15 protein-coding genes are annotated in these 16,943 nt (G+C 61.3%); 10 read left to right on the top strand and 5 right to left on the bottom strand.

All coding sequences use genetic code 11. The features are described 5' to 3' along the window. Positions 1-195: 195 nt before the first annotated feature. Positions 196-1,800, bottom strand: a complete 1,605-nt coding sequence (gene nadB / locus ACF8GB_RS13480; RefSeq protein ID WP_392527159.1) for an L-aspartate oxidase — start codon at positions 1,798-1,800, stop codon at positions 196-198. 433 nt (positions 1,801-2,233) lie between these two features. On the opposite strand from nadB, the gene rpoE reads away from it, so the two are divergent. From rpoE to pdxJ, 10 genes are all read left to right on the top strand, one after another. Continuing rightward, the gene (gene rpoE / locus ACF8GB_RS13475; protein ID WP_003252049.1) at positions 2,234-2,815 is read left to right on the top strand and encodes an RNA polymerase sigma factor RpoE; all 582 of its coding nucleotides are present in this window, start codon (positions 2,234-2,236) and stop codon (positions 2,813-2,815) included. Between the two features lie 31 nt (positions 2,816-2,846). Beyond that, entirely contained in the window at positions 2,847-3,437 is a 591-nt protein-coding gene (locus ACF8GB_RS13470) for a sigma-E factor negative regulatory protein (protein WP_023535291.1), read from the top strand. 12 nt (positions 3,438-3,449) lie between these two features. Further along, complete coding sequence (locus ACF8GB_RS13465) at positions 3,450-4,409, top strand: MucB/RseB C-terminal domain-containing protein (RefSeq protein WP_058639318.1); 960 nt, start codon at positions 3,450-3,452, stop codon at positions 4,407-4,409. A gap of 226 nt (positions 4,410-4,635) precedes the next feature. Next, positions 4,636-6,021 carry a DegQ family serine endoprotease gene (locus ACF8GB_RS13460; RefSeq protein ID WP_372239223.1) on the top strand — a complete coding sequence of 462 codons (1,386 nt, stop codon included), beginning with the start codon at positions 4,636-4,638 and terminating at the stop codon, positions 6,019-6,021. A gap of 182 nt (positions 6,022-6,203) precedes the next feature. Beyond that, entirely contained in the window at positions 6,204-8,003 is a 1,800-nt protein-coding gene (gene lepA, locus ACF8GB_RS13455; RefSeq protein WP_058639316.1) for a translation elongation factor 4, read from the top strand. A 5-nt stretch (positions 8,004-8,008) separates the two neighbouring features. Next, positions 8,009-8,863 carry a signal peptidase I gene (lepB, locus tag ACF8GB_RS13450; protein WP_058605209.1) on the top strand — a complete coding sequence of 285 codons (855 nt, stop codon included), beginning with the start codon at positions 8,009-8,011 and terminating at the stop codon, positions 8,861-8,863. Positions 8,864-9,020: 157 nt separating this feature from the next. Next, positions 9,021-9,710, top strand: a complete 690-nt coding sequence (gene rnc, locus ACF8GB_RS13445; protein WP_023535270.1) for a ribonuclease III — start codon at positions 9,021-9,023, stop codon at positions 9,708-9,710. Further along, complete coding sequence (era, locus tag ACF8GB_RS13440) at positions 9,703-10,605, top strand: GTPase Era (protein WP_058639315.1); 903 nt, start codon at positions 9,703-9,705, stop codon at positions 10,603-10,605. Before rnc ends, era begins: the two co-directional genes overlap by 8 nt. A 78-nt stretch (positions 10,606-10,683) precedes the next feature. Next, positions 10,684-11,367 carry a DNA repair protein RecO gene (recO, locus tag ACF8GB_RS13435; protein ID WP_058639314.1) on the top strand — a complete coding sequence of 228 codons (684 nt, stop codon included), beginning with the start codon at positions 10,684-10,686 and terminating at the stop codon, positions 11,365-11,367. 60 nt (positions 11,368-11,427) lie between these two features. Beyond that, positions 11,428-12,150, top strand: a complete 723-nt coding sequence (pdxJ, locus tag ACF8GB_RS13430) for a pyridoxine 5'-phosphate synthase (RefSeq protein WP_230377170.1) — start codon at positions 11,428-11,430, stop codon at positions 12,148-12,150. An 8-nt stretch (positions 12,151-12,158) separates the two neighbouring features. Here pdxJ and cmoB read toward each other — a convergent pair whose 3' ends face one another. The 4 genes from cmoB to lon form a co-directional block, all read right to left on the bottom strand. Then, complete coding sequence (gene cmoB, locus ACF8GB_RS13425; protein ID WP_058639312.1) at positions 12,159-13,115, bottom strand: tRNA 5-methoxyuridine(34)/uridine 5-oxyacetic acid(34) synthase CmoB; 957 nt, start codon at positions 13,113-13,115, stop codon at positions 12,159-12,161. Beyond that, the gene (gene cmoA / locus ACF8GB_RS13420) at positions 13,112-13,855 is read right to left on the bottom strand and encodes a carboxy-S-adenosyl-L-methionine synthase CmoA (RefSeq protein ID WP_058639311.1); all 744 of its coding nucleotides are present in this window, start codon (positions 13,853-13,855) and stop codon (positions 13,112-13,114) included. The genes cmoB and cmoA overlap by 4 nt, the downstream gene beginning before the upstream one ends. 137 nt (positions 13,856-13,992) lie before the next feature. Next, positions 13,993-14,385, bottom strand: a complete 393-nt coding sequence (locus ACF8GB_RS13415; protein WP_058639310.1) for a protease inhibitor I42 family protein — start codon at positions 14,383-14,385, stop codon at positions 13,993-13,995. Positions 14,386-14,495: 110 nt separating this feature from the next. Next, entirely contained in the window at positions 14,496-16,916 is a 2,421-nt protein-coding gene (gene lon / locus ACF8GB_RS13410; protein ID WP_058605200.1) for an endopeptidase La, read from the bottom strand. Between the last annotated feature and the right edge of the window lie 27 nt (positions 16,917-16,943).

Genomic DNA, 16,943 nt, shown 5'->3' with positions numbered 1-16,943 from the left:
CTTGCTCCCGGGAGGACCGCGCTGCAGGCCCCATCCTGGGGCCCAGCGCTTGACAGGCATCCATGCCTGTCACCGCCCTCCGCAAGCCCTGCATTCGGCCTTCTGAAGTCGCGAAGATCAAAAGCCAAAGCAAGATCAAGATCAAGATCAAGATCAAGGTCAAAACCGCTTCAGCAGTCCCTGGTTCTCCTCTATTCAATCGGGCTGAAGCACCGTATCCCTGGCCTCACCAAGCATCGCCGGATAATCCAGCGTGTAATGCAACCCACGGCTCTCCTTGCGCTGCATCGCCGAGCGAATCATCAACTCCGCCACCTGCGCCAAATTGCGCAACTCGATCAAATCCCGACTGACCTTGTAGTTGCTGTAGAACTCATCGATTTCATCCAGCAACAACCGCACGCGATGCTGCGCCCGTTGCAAACGCTTGCTGGTCCGCACGATCCCCACGTAATCCCACATGAAGCGCCGTAGCTCATCCCAGTTATGCGCGATGATCACATCCTCGTCCGAGTCCGTGACCTGGCTGGCGTCCCATCCCGGCAAGGCCTCAGGCATGCCCACATTTTCGAGGTTCGCCTGGATGTCGGCCGCCGCCGCCCGGCCGTAGACGAAGCACTCCAGCAGCGAGTTGCTGGCCATGCGATTGGCGCCATGCAGCCCCGTGAAGCTGGTTTCGCCAATCGCATACAGCCCCGGCACATCCGTGTGTCCTCTGTCGTCCACCATGACGCCACCACAGGTGTAATGCGCTGCCGGCACGACAGGTATTGGCTGGCGCGTGATGTCGATGCCAAAGCTCAGGCACCGCTCGTAAACGGTGGGGAAGTGGCTCTTGATGAACTCGACAGGCTTGTGCGAGATATCCAGGTAGACACAGTCCACCCCCAGGCGCTTCATTTCATGGTCGATCGCCCGCGCCACGATGTCGCGCGGGGCAAGCTCCTCGCGCGGGTCGAAGCGGGGCATGAAGCGCTCGCCGTTGGGCAGGCGAAGCAGGGCGCCTTCGCCACGCAGGGCCTCGGTGATCAAAAAGCTCTTGGCCTGCGGGTGATAAAGGCACGTAGGGTGGAACTGGTTGAATTCAAGGTTTGCGACCCTGCAGCCGGCCCGCCAGGCCATGGCGATACCATCGCCGCACGCGCCATCCGGGTTGCTGGTGTACAAGTACACTTTCGCCGCACCCCCCGTGGCCAGCACCGTGAACCGCGCACCGAACGTGTCCACCTGGCCCGTGTTGCGGTCCAGCACATAGGCGCCCAGGCAGCGCTCACCGTCCAAGCCCAAGCGCCGCTCGGTGATCAGGTCCACGGCCACACGCTGCTCCAGCAGCTCGATGTTCGGGCGCTGCCTGGCCTGGGCCAGCAAGGTGTTGAAGATGGCCGCGCCCGTGGCATCGGCGGCATGGATGATGCGCCGGTGGCTATGGCCACCTTCACGCGTTAGATGAAATTCGAAGCCTGCGTCGACCAGGCCGTGGGGCTCGTCCCGGGTGAACGGCACGCCTTGCTCGATCAGCCACTCGATGGCTTCGCGGCTGTGCTCAACGGTAAAGCGAACGGCGTCTTCGTGGCACAGGCCGCCACCGGCATTGAGGGTGTCCTCTACATGAGACTGAATCGTGTCGGCGCCATCGAGCACCGCCGCTACGCCCCCTTGGGCCCAATAGGTCGAGCCGCTGGCCAGGTCACCTTTGCTCAGCACCGCAATGCGCAGATTCGCAGGCAGGTTCAGGGCCAGGCTAAGGCCCGCTGCGCCGCTGCCGATAACCAAGACATCATGTTGGAATTGTTGGCTCATGTCAGGACACTAGTAATCTTCGGAAGGGGCACGGCACAATAGCCACGCGTCGATGGCATTGTGAAACTATCGTTTACTGGCCGGGTAGCCTTTATAGCAGCCTCGGGTGGCCCTTTTCCATGCCGCTCGCCCGGTAACGGCAGGCATTGTGGGAACTTTCCAGCGTGCCTGGAAATCCTATGAAGGCTGCCCGCACGCCAACAATTTGCCGCGGCGACGCAGGGCGGTAGCTCGACATTGGGCTCACCTGCGTATTCGTAACCTGATTATCGACGTTGTCGGCTGCTGCCGTACCGCGTCTTCCGTGCACGCCGCTCAAGGTCTGCAGGAAACTTGCTTGGAGGGGAGAACTTTTGCGCAAAGCCCGAGTCTATGGTTGCAAGCCTGAGCAATGGCCGCTGCAACACTCCTTCGAGTTCACCGAGGAGTGTTCATGCTAACCCAGGAAGAAGATCAGCAACTGGTCGAGCGCGTACAGCGCGGCGACAGGCGAGCTTTCGATCTATTGGTGCTGAAGTACCAGCACAAGATTCTCGGGTTGATCGTGCGGTTTGTCCATGACACCCACGAAGCCCAGGACGTAGCACAGGAAGCGTTCATCAAGGCGTACCGTGCGCTTGGTAATTTCCGCGGTGACAGTGCGTTTTACACGTGGCTGTACCGCATCGCCATCAACACGGCGAAGAACTACCTGGTGTCCCGTGGAAGACGGCCGCCAGACAGCGATGTGAGCTCCGAGGATGCGGAGTTTTACGACGGCGATCATGGCCTCAAGGATCTTGAGTCCCCGGAGCGCTCGTTGTTGCGGGATGAGATCGAAGGCACTGTCCATCGCACCATTCAGCAACTGCCAGAAGACTTGCGTACGGCGCTGACCCTGCGAGAGTTCGATGGCCTGAGTTACGAAGACATTGCCAGCGTCATGCAATGTCCAGTGGGTACCGTGCGCTCTCGGATCTTCCGCGCTCGGGAGGCCATTGACAAAGCCTTGCAGCCTTTGCTGCAGGAAACCTGAGACAGCGGCTACAGCCAAAAGAGGAACCGCCATGAGTCGTGAAGCTTTGCAGGAATCGCTGTCCGCGGTAATGGATAACGAAGCGGACCAACTGGAATTGCGTCGGGTATTGAACGCCGTCGACGATGCCGAAACCCGTGCCACCTGGTCGCGTTACCAGGTAGCCCGCGCAGCCATGCACAAGGAGCTGCTGCTGCCTAACCTGGACATCGCCTCGGCGGTATCCGCGGCACTGGCCGATGAGGCCGTACCTGCCAAGGCCAAGCAAGGCCCATGGCGCACTGTAAGCCGTGTGGCCGTTGCCGCGTCGGTTACCCTCGCCGTACTGGCAGGTGTGCGCCTGTACAACCAGGACGATATCACCGGTGCTCAGCTGGCTGCCCAGCAGCCTGTTCAGCAGGGTGTGACCGTGCCTCAGGCCCAAGGCCCTGCCGTGCTGGCCGGCTACAGCGAAAGCAGTGATCAGCCGACCGGCCCAATGGCCAACGGCGTGCTGCAGAACCAGGCTGGCTGGGATCAGCGCCTGCCAGGTTACCTGCGTCAACATGCCCAGGAGTCCGCTCTGAAGGGTTCTGAAACCGCTTTGCCTTACGCCCGCGCCGCCAGCCTGGAAAACCGCTAATTAGGGAGGCTCATGCGCGCGCTACCTCTCCTGTCGCTGCTGCTCGGCAGCTGCATGACGGTGCCAGCATTGGCAGCCAATTCTTCGCCAGAGGCGAACGAGTGGCTGAACAAGCTGGCACAGGCCGAGCAACGACAGAGCTACCTGGGCGCCTTCGTTTACGAACGCAACGGCAGCTTTTCAACCCACGATATCTGGCACCGTGTCCAAGAGGGCAAGGTCAGCGAGCGGCTGCTGCAGCTCGATGGCACCGCCCAGGAAATCGTGCGCGTCGATGGCAAGGTACAGTGCGTCAGTGGCGGGCTTGCCGAGGGTATCTCGGCGCCGCCCGACAGTGCGCCACGCCGCCTTGACCCCCTCAAGCTCATGAGTTGGTATGACCTGTCCGTGTCCGGCAAATCTCGCGTTGCAGGCCGGGACGCGGTGGTCGTGTCACTCTCACCGCGTGATCAGCACCGCTACGGTTACGAGCTGCACCTGGACCGTGTGACGGGCTTGCCGCTGCGCTCGCTGATGCTCAACGAGAAAGGTCAGTTGCTGGAGCGCTTCCAGATGACTCGGCTCGAAGCGCGTGTGCCAACCGACGACGATCTGCGCCCCAGTTCCGCCTGCAAGCCCGTGGTGGCGGCAGCCCCTGCCGGCGGGGCTGTGTCTGGGTGGCGTTCCGATTGGCTGCCTTCAGGGTTCGAAGTGGTCAATAGCACCATCCGCCGCGAACCTGGGCAGGGTGGCCCGGTCAGCACCTTGATGTATGACGACGGTCTGGCGCGGTTCTCTGTTTTCATCGAGCCTGTGAAAGGCGAGGCTGGCGCTGATGTGCGTACCCAGTTGGGCCCCACATCGGCGGTATCAAGGCGTCTGAGTACACCCAAGGGCCAGATGATGGTGACCGTCGTTGGCGAGATCCCGCTCGGCACGGCCGAACGCGTCGCCTTGTCGATGCGTCCTCAAGATGCCCAGGCGAGTCATTGATCGAAGGCTGATGGCGAGCGTTCTTGTGCAGAGCGTGGCTTTTTGAAATGAAATTAAAGCATTGTCATTTGCAATCTGACGGCAAATTTTCTATAGGTCAGGCTTCTGGGAGCCTGGCCATTGCTGCGTTGTGCAGGGTCGTTTTTTAATTACCGCTCGTTGTGACGGGAGCCGTATGTCAATACCTCGCTTGAAACCCTATCTATCGTTCTTCGCGGCCGTGCTGATGCTCGGGCAAGTGCTGACGGTCCAGGCTGAAGAAGCCTTGCCGGATTTCACGACACTGGTCGAGCAAGCCTCGCCTGCGGTCGTGAACATCAGTACCAAGCAGAAGCTTCCGGACCGTCGCATCGCTGCGGGCCAGATGCCAGATCTCGAAGGCCTGCCGCCAATGTTCCGCGAATTCTTCGAGCGCAACCTTCCGCAGCAACCGCGTGCGCCGCGTGGTGATCGCCAGCGTGAGGCGCAGTCATTGGGCTCGGGCTTCATCATCTCCAGCGACGGCTATGTGCTGACCAATAACCATGTAATTGCCGACGCCGACGAAATCATCGTGCGCCTGTCCGACCGTAGCGAATTGCAAGCCAAGCTGGTCGGTACCGACCCGCGCACCGACGTCGCGCTGCTGAAGGTGGAAGGCAAGAACCTCCCTACCGTCAAGCTGGGCGATTCGGAAAAGCTCAAGGTCGGCGAATGGGTATTGGCCATCGGCTCGCCGTTCGGCTTCGACCATTCGGTGACCAAAGGTATCGTCAGTGCCAAGGGCCGTACGCTGCCTAACGACACCTACGTACCATTCATCCAGACCGACGTTGCGATCAACCCGGGTAACTCCGGGGGGCCGCTGTTCAACATGAACGGCGAAGTGGTGGGGATCAACTCGCAGATCTTCACGCGCTCCGGTGGCTTCATGGGCCTGTCGTTCGCGATCCCGATCGACGTGGCCATCGACGTCTCGAATCAGTTGAAGAAGGACGGCAAGGTCAGCCGCGGCTGGCTGGGCGTTGTCATCCAGGAGGTCAACAAGGACCTGGCTGAATCCTTCGGTCTGGACAAACCGGCCGGTGCGCTGGTCGCCCAGGTGCTTGAAAACGGCCCGGCTGCCAAAGGTGGCTTGCAGGTCGGGGATGTCATCCTGAGCATGAATGGCCAGCCGATCATCATGTCGGCCGACCTGCCGCACCTGGTAGGTGGCTTGAAGGATGGTGCCAAGGCCAAGTTGGACATCATTCGCAACGGTAAGCGTCAAACCCTCGATGTCAGCGTTGGCGCACTGCCAGACGACGATGCCGACATCGGTGCCGGTGCCGGCGACAGCAATGTCGAGCGCAGCAGCAATCGCCTGGGCGTCTCGGTGGCCGACCTTACTGCCGAGCAGAAGAAGTCCCTGGAGCTCAAGGGCGGCGTGGTCATCAAGGAAGTGCAGGATGGTCCGGCCGCGATGATCGGCCTGCGTCCGGGTGACGTCATCAGTCACCTGAACAACCAGGCCATCGGTTCGGCCAAGGAATTCACGCAGATCGCCAAGGAACTGCCGAAGAACCGCTCTGTGTCCATGCGCGTGTTGCGCCAGGGGCGCGCCAGCTTCATTACCTTCAAGCTCGCCGAGTAAGCGCGGCGGATACGGGAGGAGGGCAGCGACAGCTGCCCTTTTTCATGTGCAGTGAGACTTCCTTGCCAAGCTGCAGGTGACGGCCGGGCAGAGGAATCTCCCACATCCTGGCAGCTTCAGGTACAATTGCCGGCTATTTTTCGGCGGGCGTCCGGCTCGCAGCCTTTTCCGAGTGTTGACCCGTGAGTGATTTGAGTCATATCCGCAATTTCTCCATCATCGCCCACATCGACCATGGCAAGTCGACGCTGGCCGACCGTTTCATTCAACTGTGCGGTGGCCTGACAGCGCGCGAAATGGAAGCCCAGGTGCTCGACTCCATGGACCTGGAGCGCGAACGCGGGATCACCATCAAGGCCCACAGCGTCACGCTCAACTACAAGGCCCAGGACGGCAAGGTCTACCAGCTCAACTTCATCGATACCCCCGGCCACGTCGACTTCACCTATGAAGTCTCGCGCTCGCTGGCGGCGTGCGAAGGGGCGTTGCTGGTGGTCGATGCCGGTCAGGGCGTCGAGGCTCAGTCCGTCGCCAACTGCTACACGGCCATCGAGCAAGGCCTGGAAGTCATGCCGGTCCTGAACAAGATGGACCTGCCACAGGCCGATCCCGATCGCGTCAAGGACGAAATCGAGAAGATCATCGGCATCGATGCCACCGACGCTGTGGCCTGCAGTGCCAAGAGCGGCATGGGGGTGGACGAGGTGCTCGAGCGCCTGGTGCATACCATTCCCGCCCCGACTGGCGATATCGACGCGCCGCTGCAAGCCCTGATCATCGACTCCTGGTTCGATAACTACCTGGGGGTGGTCTCGCTGGTGCGCGTGCGCCACGGTCGCGTCAAGAAAGGCGACAAGATTCTGGTCAAGTCCACCGGCAAGCTGCACCTGGTCGACAGCGTGGGCGTATTCACGCCCAAGCACACCCAGACCGCCGACCTCAAGGCCGGCGAAGTAGGCTTCATCATTGCCAGCATCAAGGACATCCACGGTGCCCCGGTTGGCGATACCCTGACCCTGTCGTCCACTCCGGAAGTCGAAGTGCTGCCTGGGTTCAAGAAGATCCAGCCGCAGGTATACGCCGGCCTGTTCCCGGTCAGTTCCGATGACTTCGAAGACTTCCGCGATGCCCTGCAGAAGCTGACCCTCAACGATTCGTCCCTGCAGTACATGCCCGAAAGCTCCGACGCCCTGGGCTTTGGCTTCCGCTGCGGGTTCCTGGGCATGCTGCACATGGAGATCATCCAGGAGCGCCTGGAGCGCGAGTACGACCTGGACCTGATCACCACCGCGCCCAGCGTGATCTACGAGCTGGAACTCAAGACGGGTGAAACCATTGTCGTCGACAACCCGTCGAAGCTCCCAGACGTCTCGTCGGTCACCGACTTCCGCGAGCCGATCGTGACCGCGACCATCCTGGTGCCGCAAGAACACCTGGGTAACGTGATCACCTTGTGTATCGAGAAGCGTGGCGTTCAGCGCGACATGCAGTTCCTGGGCAGCCAGGTGCAAGTGCGCTACGACATGCCGATGAACGAAGTGGTACTGGACTTCTTCGACCGCTTGAAGTCCACCAGCCGTGGCTATGCTTCGCTGGACTATCACTTCGATCGTTACCAGTCGGCCAACCTGGTCAAGCTGGATGTGTTGATCAACGGCGACAAGGTCGATGCCCTGGCATTGATCGTGCACCGCGACAACGCTGCCTACAAAGGCCGCGCGTTGACCGAGAAAATGAAGGAGCTGATCCCGCGGCAGATGTTCGATGTGGCGATCCAGGCAGCCATTGGTGGCCAGATCATCGCGCGTACCACTGTCAAGGCGCTCAGAAAGAACGTACTGGCCAAATGTTATGGCGGCGACGTCAGCCGTAAGAAGAAGCTGCTCGAGAAGCAGAAGGCCGGTAAGAAACGCATGAAACAGGTGGGCAACGTGGAAATTCCACAAGAAGCCTTCCTCGCCGTGCTCAGGTTGGATAGTTAGGTCCTATGTCGCTAAATTTCCCGCTGTTGCTCGTCATTGCCGTGTTCGTGTGCGGTCTGTTGGGCCTGATCGACCTTTTGTTCCTGGCGCCGCGCCGACGTGCGGCGATCGCCAATTACCAGGGCAGTGTCAGCCAGCCGGAACCGGCGGTGGTCGAGCGCTTGAACAAGGAACCCTTGCTGGTCGAATACGGCAAGTCGTTCTTCCCGGTGCTGTTCATCGTGCTGGTGCTGCGCTCGTTCCTGGTCGAACCGTTCCAGATTCCGTCGGGATCGATGAAACCCACGCTGGAAGTGGGTGACTTCATCCTGGTGAACAAGTTCTCCTACGGCATCCGCTTGCCGGTGATCGACAAGAAAGTCATCGAGGTGGGCGACCCGCAGCGCGGCGACGTCATGGTGTTCCGCTATCCCAGCGACCCGAACGTCAACTACATCAAGCGCGTCGTCGGCTTGCCCGGTGACCAGATCCGCTACACCAACGACAAGCAGTTGTTTGTCAACGGTCAGCGGGTCGCCGAGCAACTGGTGGGTACCGAGCCTGGGACCCTGGGCAGCGCTCAGCTGTACAAGGAGAAGCTCGGTGCTGCAGAGCACCTGATTCGCAAGGAGATGAGCCGTTATCGCATGCCGCCGGACCAGCAATGGACGGTGCCAGCCGGCCATTACTTCATGATGGGCGACAACCGCGACAACTCCAACGACAGCCGCTACTGGGATGACCCCAATATTCCCAAGGAACTGCACGGCATGGTTCCGGACCGCAACATCGTCGGCAAGGCCTTCGCCGTATGGATGAGCTGGCCTGAGCCGAAACTCAGCCACCTGCCTAACTTGTCGCGGGTCGGACTGATCCATTGATACCCTTCGGCGCTGTCCATACAGCGCCGAATGCTTTTCTGACATAGGCTGTGTCTCAGGGATGGGAGATTCGCCGCCCAGCGTGCGGTGACCATGGCCAAACCGTCTTTCAGGATGCTGATTTGAACAACGCGTTTAACAACGATCGGGTGGCCGCATGACTGCTTCCCTTACCCGCCTGGAGCGAAAGCTCGGTTACACCTTCAAGGACCAGGACCAGATGCTCCTGGCGTTGACCCACCGAAGCTATGCCGGACGCAATAACGAGCGTCTGGAATTCCTCGGTGACGCCATTCTCAACTTCGTCGCCGGCGAGGCGCTGTTCGAGCGCTTCCCTCAGGCCCGTGAAGGGCAGCTGTCACGGCTGCGCGCCCGCCTGGTCAAGGGCGAGACCCTGGCCCGTCTGGCCCGCGGGTTCGACCTGGGCGAATACCTGCGCCTGGGTTCCGGCGAGCTCAAGAGCGGGGGCTTTCGCCGCGAGTCCATTCTGGCCGATGCGCTGGAGGCCTTGATCGGGGCCATCTACCTGGACGCCGACATGGACACGGCCCGCGAGCGCGTGCTTGCCTGGCTGGCCAACGAGTTCGAAGGGCTGACCTTGGTCGACACCAACAAAGATCCTAAAACGCGCCTGCAGGAGTTCCTGCAATCGCGCAGTTGCGAGCTGCCGCGTTACGAAGTGGTGGATATCCAGGGCGAACCTCACTGCCGTACGTTCTTCGTCGAATGCGAAGTGGTGCTGCTGAACAACAAGAGTCGTGGTCAGGGTGTCAGCCGGCGTATCGCCGAGCAGGTAGCCGCTGCGTCCGCATTGATCGCCCTGGGCGTGGAGAATGGCAATGACTGAGAACACCATCACCCGTTGCGGCTACGTCGCCATTGTCGGTCGCCCCAACGTCGGCAAGTCCACCCTGTTGAACCACATCCTCGGTCAGAAGCTGGCCATCACCTCGCGCAAGCCACAGACCACGCGCCACAACATGCTCGGCATCAAGACCGAGGGCCAGGTCCAGGCCATCTACGTCGATACCCCCGGCATGCACAAAGCCAACGACAAGGCCCTGAACCGCTACATGAATCGCAACGCCTCGGCGGCCTTGAAGGACGTCGACGTGGTGATCTTCGTGGTGGACCGCACCCGCTGGACGGATGAGGACCAGCTGGTGCTCGAGCGCGTCCAGTACGTGACCGGCCCGGTGATCCTGGCGGTGAACAAGACTGACCGCATCGATGAAAAGGCCGAGCTCATTCCGCACCTTCAGTGGCTGCAAGGCCAGCTGCCCAATGCCGAGATCGTGCCCATTTCCGCACAGCAGGGCCACAACCTCGAGTCGCTCGAAGCGCTGATTGCCAAGCACCTGCCGGAAAACGAGCATTTCTTCCCGGAAGATCAGATCACCGATCGCAGCAGCCGCTTTCTGGCTGCCGAGCTGGTGCGCGAAAAGATCATGCGGCAACTGGGCGCCGAGCTGCCTTACCAGATCACGGTCGAGATCGAGGAGTTCAAGCAGCAGGGGCATGTGTTGCATATCCATGCACTGATCCTGGTCGAACGCGACGGGCAGAAGAAAATCATCATCGGCGACAAGGGTGAGCGCATCAAGCGCATCGGTTCCGACGCGCGCAAGGACATGGAAGTGCTGTTCGACGCCAAGGTGATGCTCAACCTCTGGGTCAAGGTCAAAGGCGGCTGGTCCGACGACGAGCGCGCCCTGCGCTCGCTGGGTTACGGCGACCTCTAAGGCTCACGCGGCCTGATGCGAGTACGCCCCGGTCGGTGCGTCTCGCCAGCGTCTGCCTCACGCGGGCTGGTGAATTTCATGGAACAACCTGTCGGTCAGCCAGCCTACGTGCTGCACAGCCGTGCCTACAAGGAAACCAGCGCGCTGGTGGACTTCTTCACCCCCCAGGGGCGCGTGCGTGCCGTGTTGCGCCGTGCGCGTGGCAAGGGTGGCAGCCTGGTGCGCCCCTTCGTGCCACTGGAGCTTGAGCTGCGCGGGCGAGGGGAGCTGAAGAACGTTGGCAGGCTGGAAACGGTCGGCATGGCACCCTGGCTGCACGGGGACGCTGTCTTCAGCGGTTTGTACCTCAATGAGTTGCTCATGCGCCTGCTACCGGCAGAGGCACCTTCGCCTGGATTGTTCGATCATTACGCGCAAACCTTGCAAGCCCTACTCGCCGGCCGCCCGCTTGAGCCGCTGTTGCGGGCTTTTGAATGGCGGCTGCTCGATGAGCTGGGTTACGCCTTCTCGCTGCACAGGGATGTCGTTGATCAGCCCATTGCCGCCGAGGGGCTGTACCGCCTGCGCGTGGACGCTGGGCTGGAGCGGGTCGAACTGTCCCAGCCTGGGCTGTTCGGTGGCACCGAGTTGCTGGCCCTGGCCGAGGCGGACTGGGAAACGCCAGGTGCTTTGCTGGCGGCCAAGCGCTTGATGCGCCAGGCCTTGGCCGTTCATCTGGGTGGCAAGCCGCTGGTCAGCCGCGAATTGTTTCGCAAGCGCTGATCACGACGTATGCTGTAGGGCTCAATCCAAGGAGAGCCTTTCGTGACTCACAGCAACCGCATGCTTCTCGGCGTGAACATCGACCATGTGGCCACCCTGCGCCAGGCCCGGGGTACGCGCTATCCAGACCCTGTCAAGGCGGCGCTGGATGCTGAAGAGGCGGGTGCCGACGGCATCACCGTGCACCTGCGCGAGGATCGCCGCCACATCCAGGAGCGCGACGTGCTGCTGCTCAAGGATGTATTGCAGACGCGCATGAACTTCGAAATGGGCGTCACCGAAGAGATGATGGCCTTTGCCGAAAAGATCCGTCCTGCACACATCTGCCTGGTACCTGAAACCCGTCAGGAACTCACCACAGAAGGTGGGTTGGATGTGGCAGGCCAGGAAGCGCGGATCAAGGCGGCCGTCGAACGCCTGTCGCGCATCGGCGCAGAAGTGTCGCTGTTCATCGATGCTGACGAACGCCAGATCGAGGCCTCGCACCGGGTGGGCGCGCCGGCCATCGAGCTGCACACCGGCCGTTATGCCGACGCGCAATCACCTACCGAAGTGGCCGAGGAGCTCAAGCGCATTGTCGATGGCGTTGCGTTTGGCATCGGGCAGGGCCTGATCGTCAATGCCGGTCACGGTCTGCACTACCATAACGTCGAGGCCGTGGCGGCCATCAAGGGCATCAACGAACTGAACATCGGCCACGCACTGGTCGCCCACGCATTGTTCGTGGGCTTCAAGGCCGCCGTTTCAGAAATGAAGACGTTGATCCTCGCGGCCTCGCGTTGAGCCAGTGGTTACTTGCGCGCCACCAGCGTGGCGCGACGCGGGGCAGGCAAGCCCTCGATGGTTTTGCCTGAATCGCTGGGGTCGAGGAAATCACTGAGCGACTGGTAGCGCATCCATTCGGTGCTGCGCTGTTCTTCCAGACTCGTGACACTGACATCCACGCAGCGCACATCACTGAACCCAGCCCGGCGCAGCCAGCGCTCCAGGGCTGGGACCGAGGGCAGGAACCACACGTTGCGCATCTGCGCGTAACGGTCTTCGGGCACCAGCACCTGTTGTGTGTCGCCTTCGATCACCAATGTTTCCAACACCAGCTCGCCGCCCTTTACCAGGCAGTCCTTGAGCGCCAGCAGGTGCTCGATAGGCGAGCGACGGTGATAAAACACCCCCATCGAAAACACCGTGTCGAAGCCTTCGAGGCTGGCAGGCAGGTCTTCCAGGGCGAAGGGGAGGTGCCAGGCGGGCAGGTCCGGCAAGTACCGTTGCACCGCCTGGAACTGACAGAAGAACAACCAGTTCGGGTCGATCCCGATGACCATGTCGGCGCCGGCGCCTAGCATGCGCCACTGGTAATAGCCATTACCGCAGCCAACATCCAGTACCCGCTTGCCCTTGAGGTCCAGGTGCGGTGCGACGCGCGACCACTTCCAGTCCGAGCGCCATTCGGTATCGACGTGCACGCCAAACAGATCGAAGGGGCCCTTGCGCCAGGGCGACAGCCCCATCAATGCCTGGCGCATCTGCACACGGCTGGCGTCATCGCAGTCGCAGTCCAGGCGCAATCCATTTACCAGGTCGATTTCGCTCGGTTGCAGCGCCGGAAGCGCATCCAGTGCACCGCGCCAGCGGTCCAGGTCGCCATGACCTTTTTCCAACTTGGCATCGAGTTGCGCCTGCAGGCCTTGCGACCATGCAGCCAGGGGGGTGCCCGCCAGGCGGCGCGCCAGAGGAGAAAGGTCGATCATGGTAGGGCTATCAACGAGGCAAAGTTAAGGCATTGGAACCAGGGCACCACCGTCGAGAACCCTGCATCGAGCAAGCGCTGGCGGTGGGTTTCCAGGGTGTCGGGCTTCATCACGTTATCGATGGCGCTGCGTTTCTGGGCAATTTCCAGTTCGCTGTAGCCGTTGGCACGCTTGAAGTCCAGGTGCAGGTCATTGAGCAGTGCCTGCGCGGTGGTGTCGGCAAAGCACAGCTTTTCCGAAAGAATCAGGGCACCGCCGGGTAGCAGTGACTGGCGGATGCGCGTCAATAGCGCCAGGCGCTGAGGGGGTGCGATGAACTGCAGGGTGAAGTTCATCGCTACCACCGAGGCCGGTTCGAACGCCAAGTTGAGGATGTCCGCTTCCAGCACCTCGACAGGCAACAACTCCTGGAACATCGAATCCTGGGCCGCGAGGTATTCCCGGCAGCGCTCGACCATGGCGGCGGAATTGTCCACGGCGATGACTCGGCAACCTTCCCCGCGCACGTGCCGGCGCAAGGCCTGCGTTACCGCACCGAGCGAGGCGCCCAGGTCATACAGCGCCGTACCGGGCTTGGCGAAGCGCGCGGCCAGTACGCCCACATTTTCGACAATGGTCGGGTAGCCCGGCACGGAGCGCTTGATCATGTCCGGGAACACGCGCACCACATCCTCGTTGAAAACGAAGTCGGGGACCTGCGCCAACGGTTGGGCGAAAAGACGATCGGGATCTGTGGTCACGGCGGGCTCGGGGCTGGGTAAAACGGGGCGCGCATTTTATCGAATGGCGGTTGATCTTGCCATGCCAGCTTGGCGCCGATTGGCCTGAACCATGCGTATGTAAGAGCAGGCACGCCCACGTACGTCAGCGCCGAGCGTTAGCGCACGACGACAGTGCAATCGAAGGTTTGCACAGGCGCCACCTGCGTAGCCCAGGGCTGCTGGTAGACCAGCTTCAATGCCGCCTTGCCGGGTTGATCGGCCTGATAGCGCCACGTCGAGAGGCCTTCGTTGCCGACCACATCCTCCTGATCAGGCGCGCTGTAGACCTCAGGCCCGAGACTGACGAGCACAGGCGTGGCTGCGGCTTCCACGCGCCAGCGGTAGCCAGTGGAAGGGTTGCTGGGTAGGGTCAAGTTCAACACCTGCCCTTTTTCAAGGTAGACCGGGCACTCACTGTCGGCATCCAGAGTGACAGGCTCGAACCCATGTTGGGCGCAGGCGGTTAGCAGGGTCAGCCCCAATGGGGCAAGAAGGCGTGAGGTGGACATAGGGGCTCCACGGGTTGTCGAACGCCCGAGGATAACCGATTAAGCGCCACGGCAGTCATACCAAGTTACGAATGAACCAGGGGCTGTGGCACAGCCCCTGTTCCTGGGCTTTAGAAAAGCACTTTCGCGACATCTGCAAAGCGCTTGGCGAAATGCACCGTCAACCCTTCACGCAGGTATTCGGGCAGCTCCTCGAAATCGCCGCGATTGGGTTCGGGCAGGATCAGCTCGTGGATCTTCTGCCGACGGGCCGCGATGACCTTTTCGCGCACCCCACCGATAGGGAGCACCTGCCCAGTCAAGGTCAGCTCGCCGGTCATGGCCACGCCTTTCTTCGGTGCCTGATCCCTTGCCAAGGACAGCAACGCGCTGGCCATGGTGATGCCGGCGCTCGGACCGTCCTTCGGCGTGGCGCCCTCCGGTACATGCAGGTGAATGAACGCTTCGTTGAAGAACGCCGGGTCGCCGCCAAACTGCTTGAGGTTGGAGCTGACATAGCTGTACGCGATTTCAGCCGATTCCTTCATGACGTCGCCGAGCTTGCCGGTGAGTTTGAAACCGCGGTTTAGCGTATGAATGCGCGTCGCTTCGATCGGCAGGGTCGCACCGCCCATGCTCGTCCAGGCAAGGCCTGTGATCACACCCTTGCCCGCCAGCACCTGCTCGCTGCGGAACACCGGCATGCCCAATGCACCTTCAAGGTCCTTTGGTCCGATCTTGAGCTTAGCGGTAGGGTCTTCAAGCAGCTTCACCACGGCCTTGCGCACGAGTTTGCCCAACTGTTTTTCCAGCTGTCGCACGCCGGCTTCACGGGCATAGCCTTCGATCACCAGGCGCAAGGCGCTGTCGGTGATGCTCAGGCTGCTTTTGGCCACGCCCGCCTTGGCCAGTTGCTTGGGCCAGAGGTGGCGTTTGGCGATCGCCAATTTTTCTTCGGTGATGTACCCGGACAGGCGAATGACCTCCATGCGGTCAAGCAGCGGGCCGGGGATGGAGTCCAGGGTGTTGGCGGTGCATACGAACAGCACTTTGGACAGGTCCAGGCGCAGGTCCAGGTAATGATCGAGGAAGTCGACGTTCTGCTCGGGGTCCAGGGTTTCCAATAGCGCCGAGGCAGGGTCGCCCTGGTAGCTTTGTCCCATCTTGTCGATTTCATCGAGCATGATGACCGGGTTCATCACCTCCACATCCTTCAGGGCTTGTACCAGCTTGCCGGGCTGGGCCCCGATGTAGGTGCGGCGATGCCCCTTGATCTCGGCTTCGTCGCGCATGCCGCCCACGCTGAAGCGATAGAATGGGCGGCCCAACGATTCGGCGATGGACTTGCCTACGCTGGTCTTGCCCACGCCTGGCGGGCCTACCAGCAGCACAATGGAGCCACTGATCTCGCCTTTCCATGCCCCAACGGCCAGAAACTCGAGGATCCGTTCCTTGATATCGTCCAGTCCCGCATGATGCTGGTCGAGCAGCTTGCGAGCGTGCTTGAGGTCGAGCTTGTCATCGCCGTAGATACCCCAGGGCAGGGCTGTCGCCCAATCCAGGTAGTTCCGGGTCACGGCGTATTCGGGCGAACCTGTTTCCAGGATCGCCAGCTTGCCCATCTCTTCATCGATGCGCTTGCGTGCCTGATCCGGCAGGGTCTTGCCTTCGAGTCGCTGCTCGAACTGCTCCAGATCCGCGCTGCGATCATCCTTGGTCAACCCCAGTTCCTGCTGGATGACCTTCAGTTGTTCCTTGAGGAAGAACTCGCGCTGATGCTCGCCGATCTGCCGGTTCACCTCGGCGGAAATTTCATTTTGCAGGCGAGCGACTTCGACTTCCTTGCGCAGCATGGGCAGCACTTTTTCCATGCGCTTGAGCATGGGAACGCAGTCGAGCACCTCCTGAAGCTGGCTGCCGGTCGCCGAGGTCAGTGCGGCGGCGAAGTCGGTCAGCGGGGAGGGGTCGTTGGGACTGAACCGGTTGAGGTAGTTCTTCAACTCTTCGCTGTACAGCGGGTTGAGGGGCAGCAGCTCCTTGATCGCGTTGATCAGGGCCATGCCATAGGCTTTGACCTCGTCGGTGGGGTCGGCCGGTTGGCGCGGGTAATCGACTTCAACCAGGTAGGGCGGACGATGGTGCTTGAGCCAGGTCCGAATACGTACCCGCGTCAAGCCCTGGGCCACGAACTGCAACTTGCCGTTTTCCCGGCTGGCATGGTGCACCTTGACCAGGGTGCCGTACTCCGGGAGGGCCTTGGTGTCGAAATGGCGGTGGTCTTCAGGCGGCGTGTCCATGAAGAACAGCGCCAGGCAGTGGTCGGGAGACTTGGCCACCAAGTCCAGCGTCTCGGCCCACGGCTCTTCGTTGACGATGACCGGTAGCACCTGTGCCGGGAAGAATGGGCGGTTGTGAATGGGGATCACATAGACCTTGTCCGGCAGTTGCTGTCCAGGCAGGGCCAAGGCATGGCCGGTTATCGGCTGGCTACTGGTGTGTTCGACTTCGTTGGAATCGTCGGCGTGTTCAGGGTAATCCTGCTGGTCGCTCATGGGGCACCTGCGTGAATGACTATGGTG

Source organism: Pseudomonas sp. xss_4 (assembly GCF_043104125.1).
Taxonomy (GTDB): Bacteria; Pseudomonadota; Gammaproteobacteria; order Pseudomonadales; family Pseudomonadaceae; genus Aquipseudomonas; species Aquipseudomonas parafulva_B.
The sequence above is the reverse complement of the archived record's forward strand: the minus strand, read 5'-3'. Positions and strand labels throughout refer to the sequence as shown.

What these genes read in the sequence shown, in the direction of transcription:
- nadB (WP_392527159.1), bottom strand. Translation starts at nt 1,800, where the DNA reads ATGAGCCAACAATTCCAACATGATGTCTTGGTTATCGGCAGCGGCGCA.
- rpoE (WP_003252049.1), top strand. Translation starts at nt 2,234, where the DNA reads ATGCTAACCCAGGAAGAAGATCAGCAACTGGTCGAGCGCGTACAGCGC.
- ACF8GB_RS13470 (WP_023535291.1), top strand. Translation starts at nt 2,847, where the DNA reads ATGAGTCGTGAAGCTTTGCAGGAATCGCTGTCCGCGGTAATGGATAAC.
- ACF8GB_RS13465 (WP_058639318.1), top strand. Translation starts at nt 3,450, where the DNA reads ATGCGCGCGCTACCTCTCCTGTCGCTGCTGCTCGGCAGCTGCATGACG.
- ACF8GB_RS13460 (WP_372239223.1), top strand. Translation starts at nt 4,636, where the DNA reads ATGCTCGGGCAAGTGCTGACGGTCCAGGCTGAAGAAGCCTTGCCGGAT.
- lepB (WP_058605209.1), top strand. Translation starts at nt 8,009, where the DNA reads ATGTCGCTAAATTTCCCGCTGTTGCTCGTCATTGCCGTGTTCGTGTGC.
- rnc (WP_023535270.1), top strand. Translation starts at nt 9,021, where the DNA reads ATGACTGCTTCCCTTACCCGCCTGGAGCGAAAGCTCGGTTACACCTTC.
- era (WP_058639315.1), top strand. Translation starts at nt 9,703, where the DNA reads ATGACTGAGAACACCATCACCCGTTGCGGCTACGTCGCCATTGTCGGT.
- recO (WP_058639314.1), top strand. Translation starts at nt 10,684, where the DNA reads ATGGAACAACCTGTCGGTCAGCCAGCCTACGTGCTGCACAGCCGTGCC.
- pdxJ (WP_230377170.1), top strand. Translation starts at nt 11,428, where the DNA reads ATGCTTCTCGGCGTGAACATCGACCATGTGGCCACCCTGCGCCAGGCC.
- cmoB (WP_058639312.1), bottom strand. Translation starts at nt 13,115, where the DNA reads ATGATCGACCTTTCTCCTCTGGCGCGCCGCCTGGCGGGCACCCCCCTG.
- ACF8GB_RS13415 (WP_058639310.1), bottom strand. Translation starts at nt 14,385, where the DNA reads ATGTCCACCTCACGCCTTCTTGCCCCATTGGGGCTGACCCTGCTAACC.
- lon (WP_058605200.1), bottom strand. Translation starts at nt 16,916, where the DNA reads ATGAGCGACCAGCAGGATTACCCTGAACACGCCGACGATTCCAACGAA.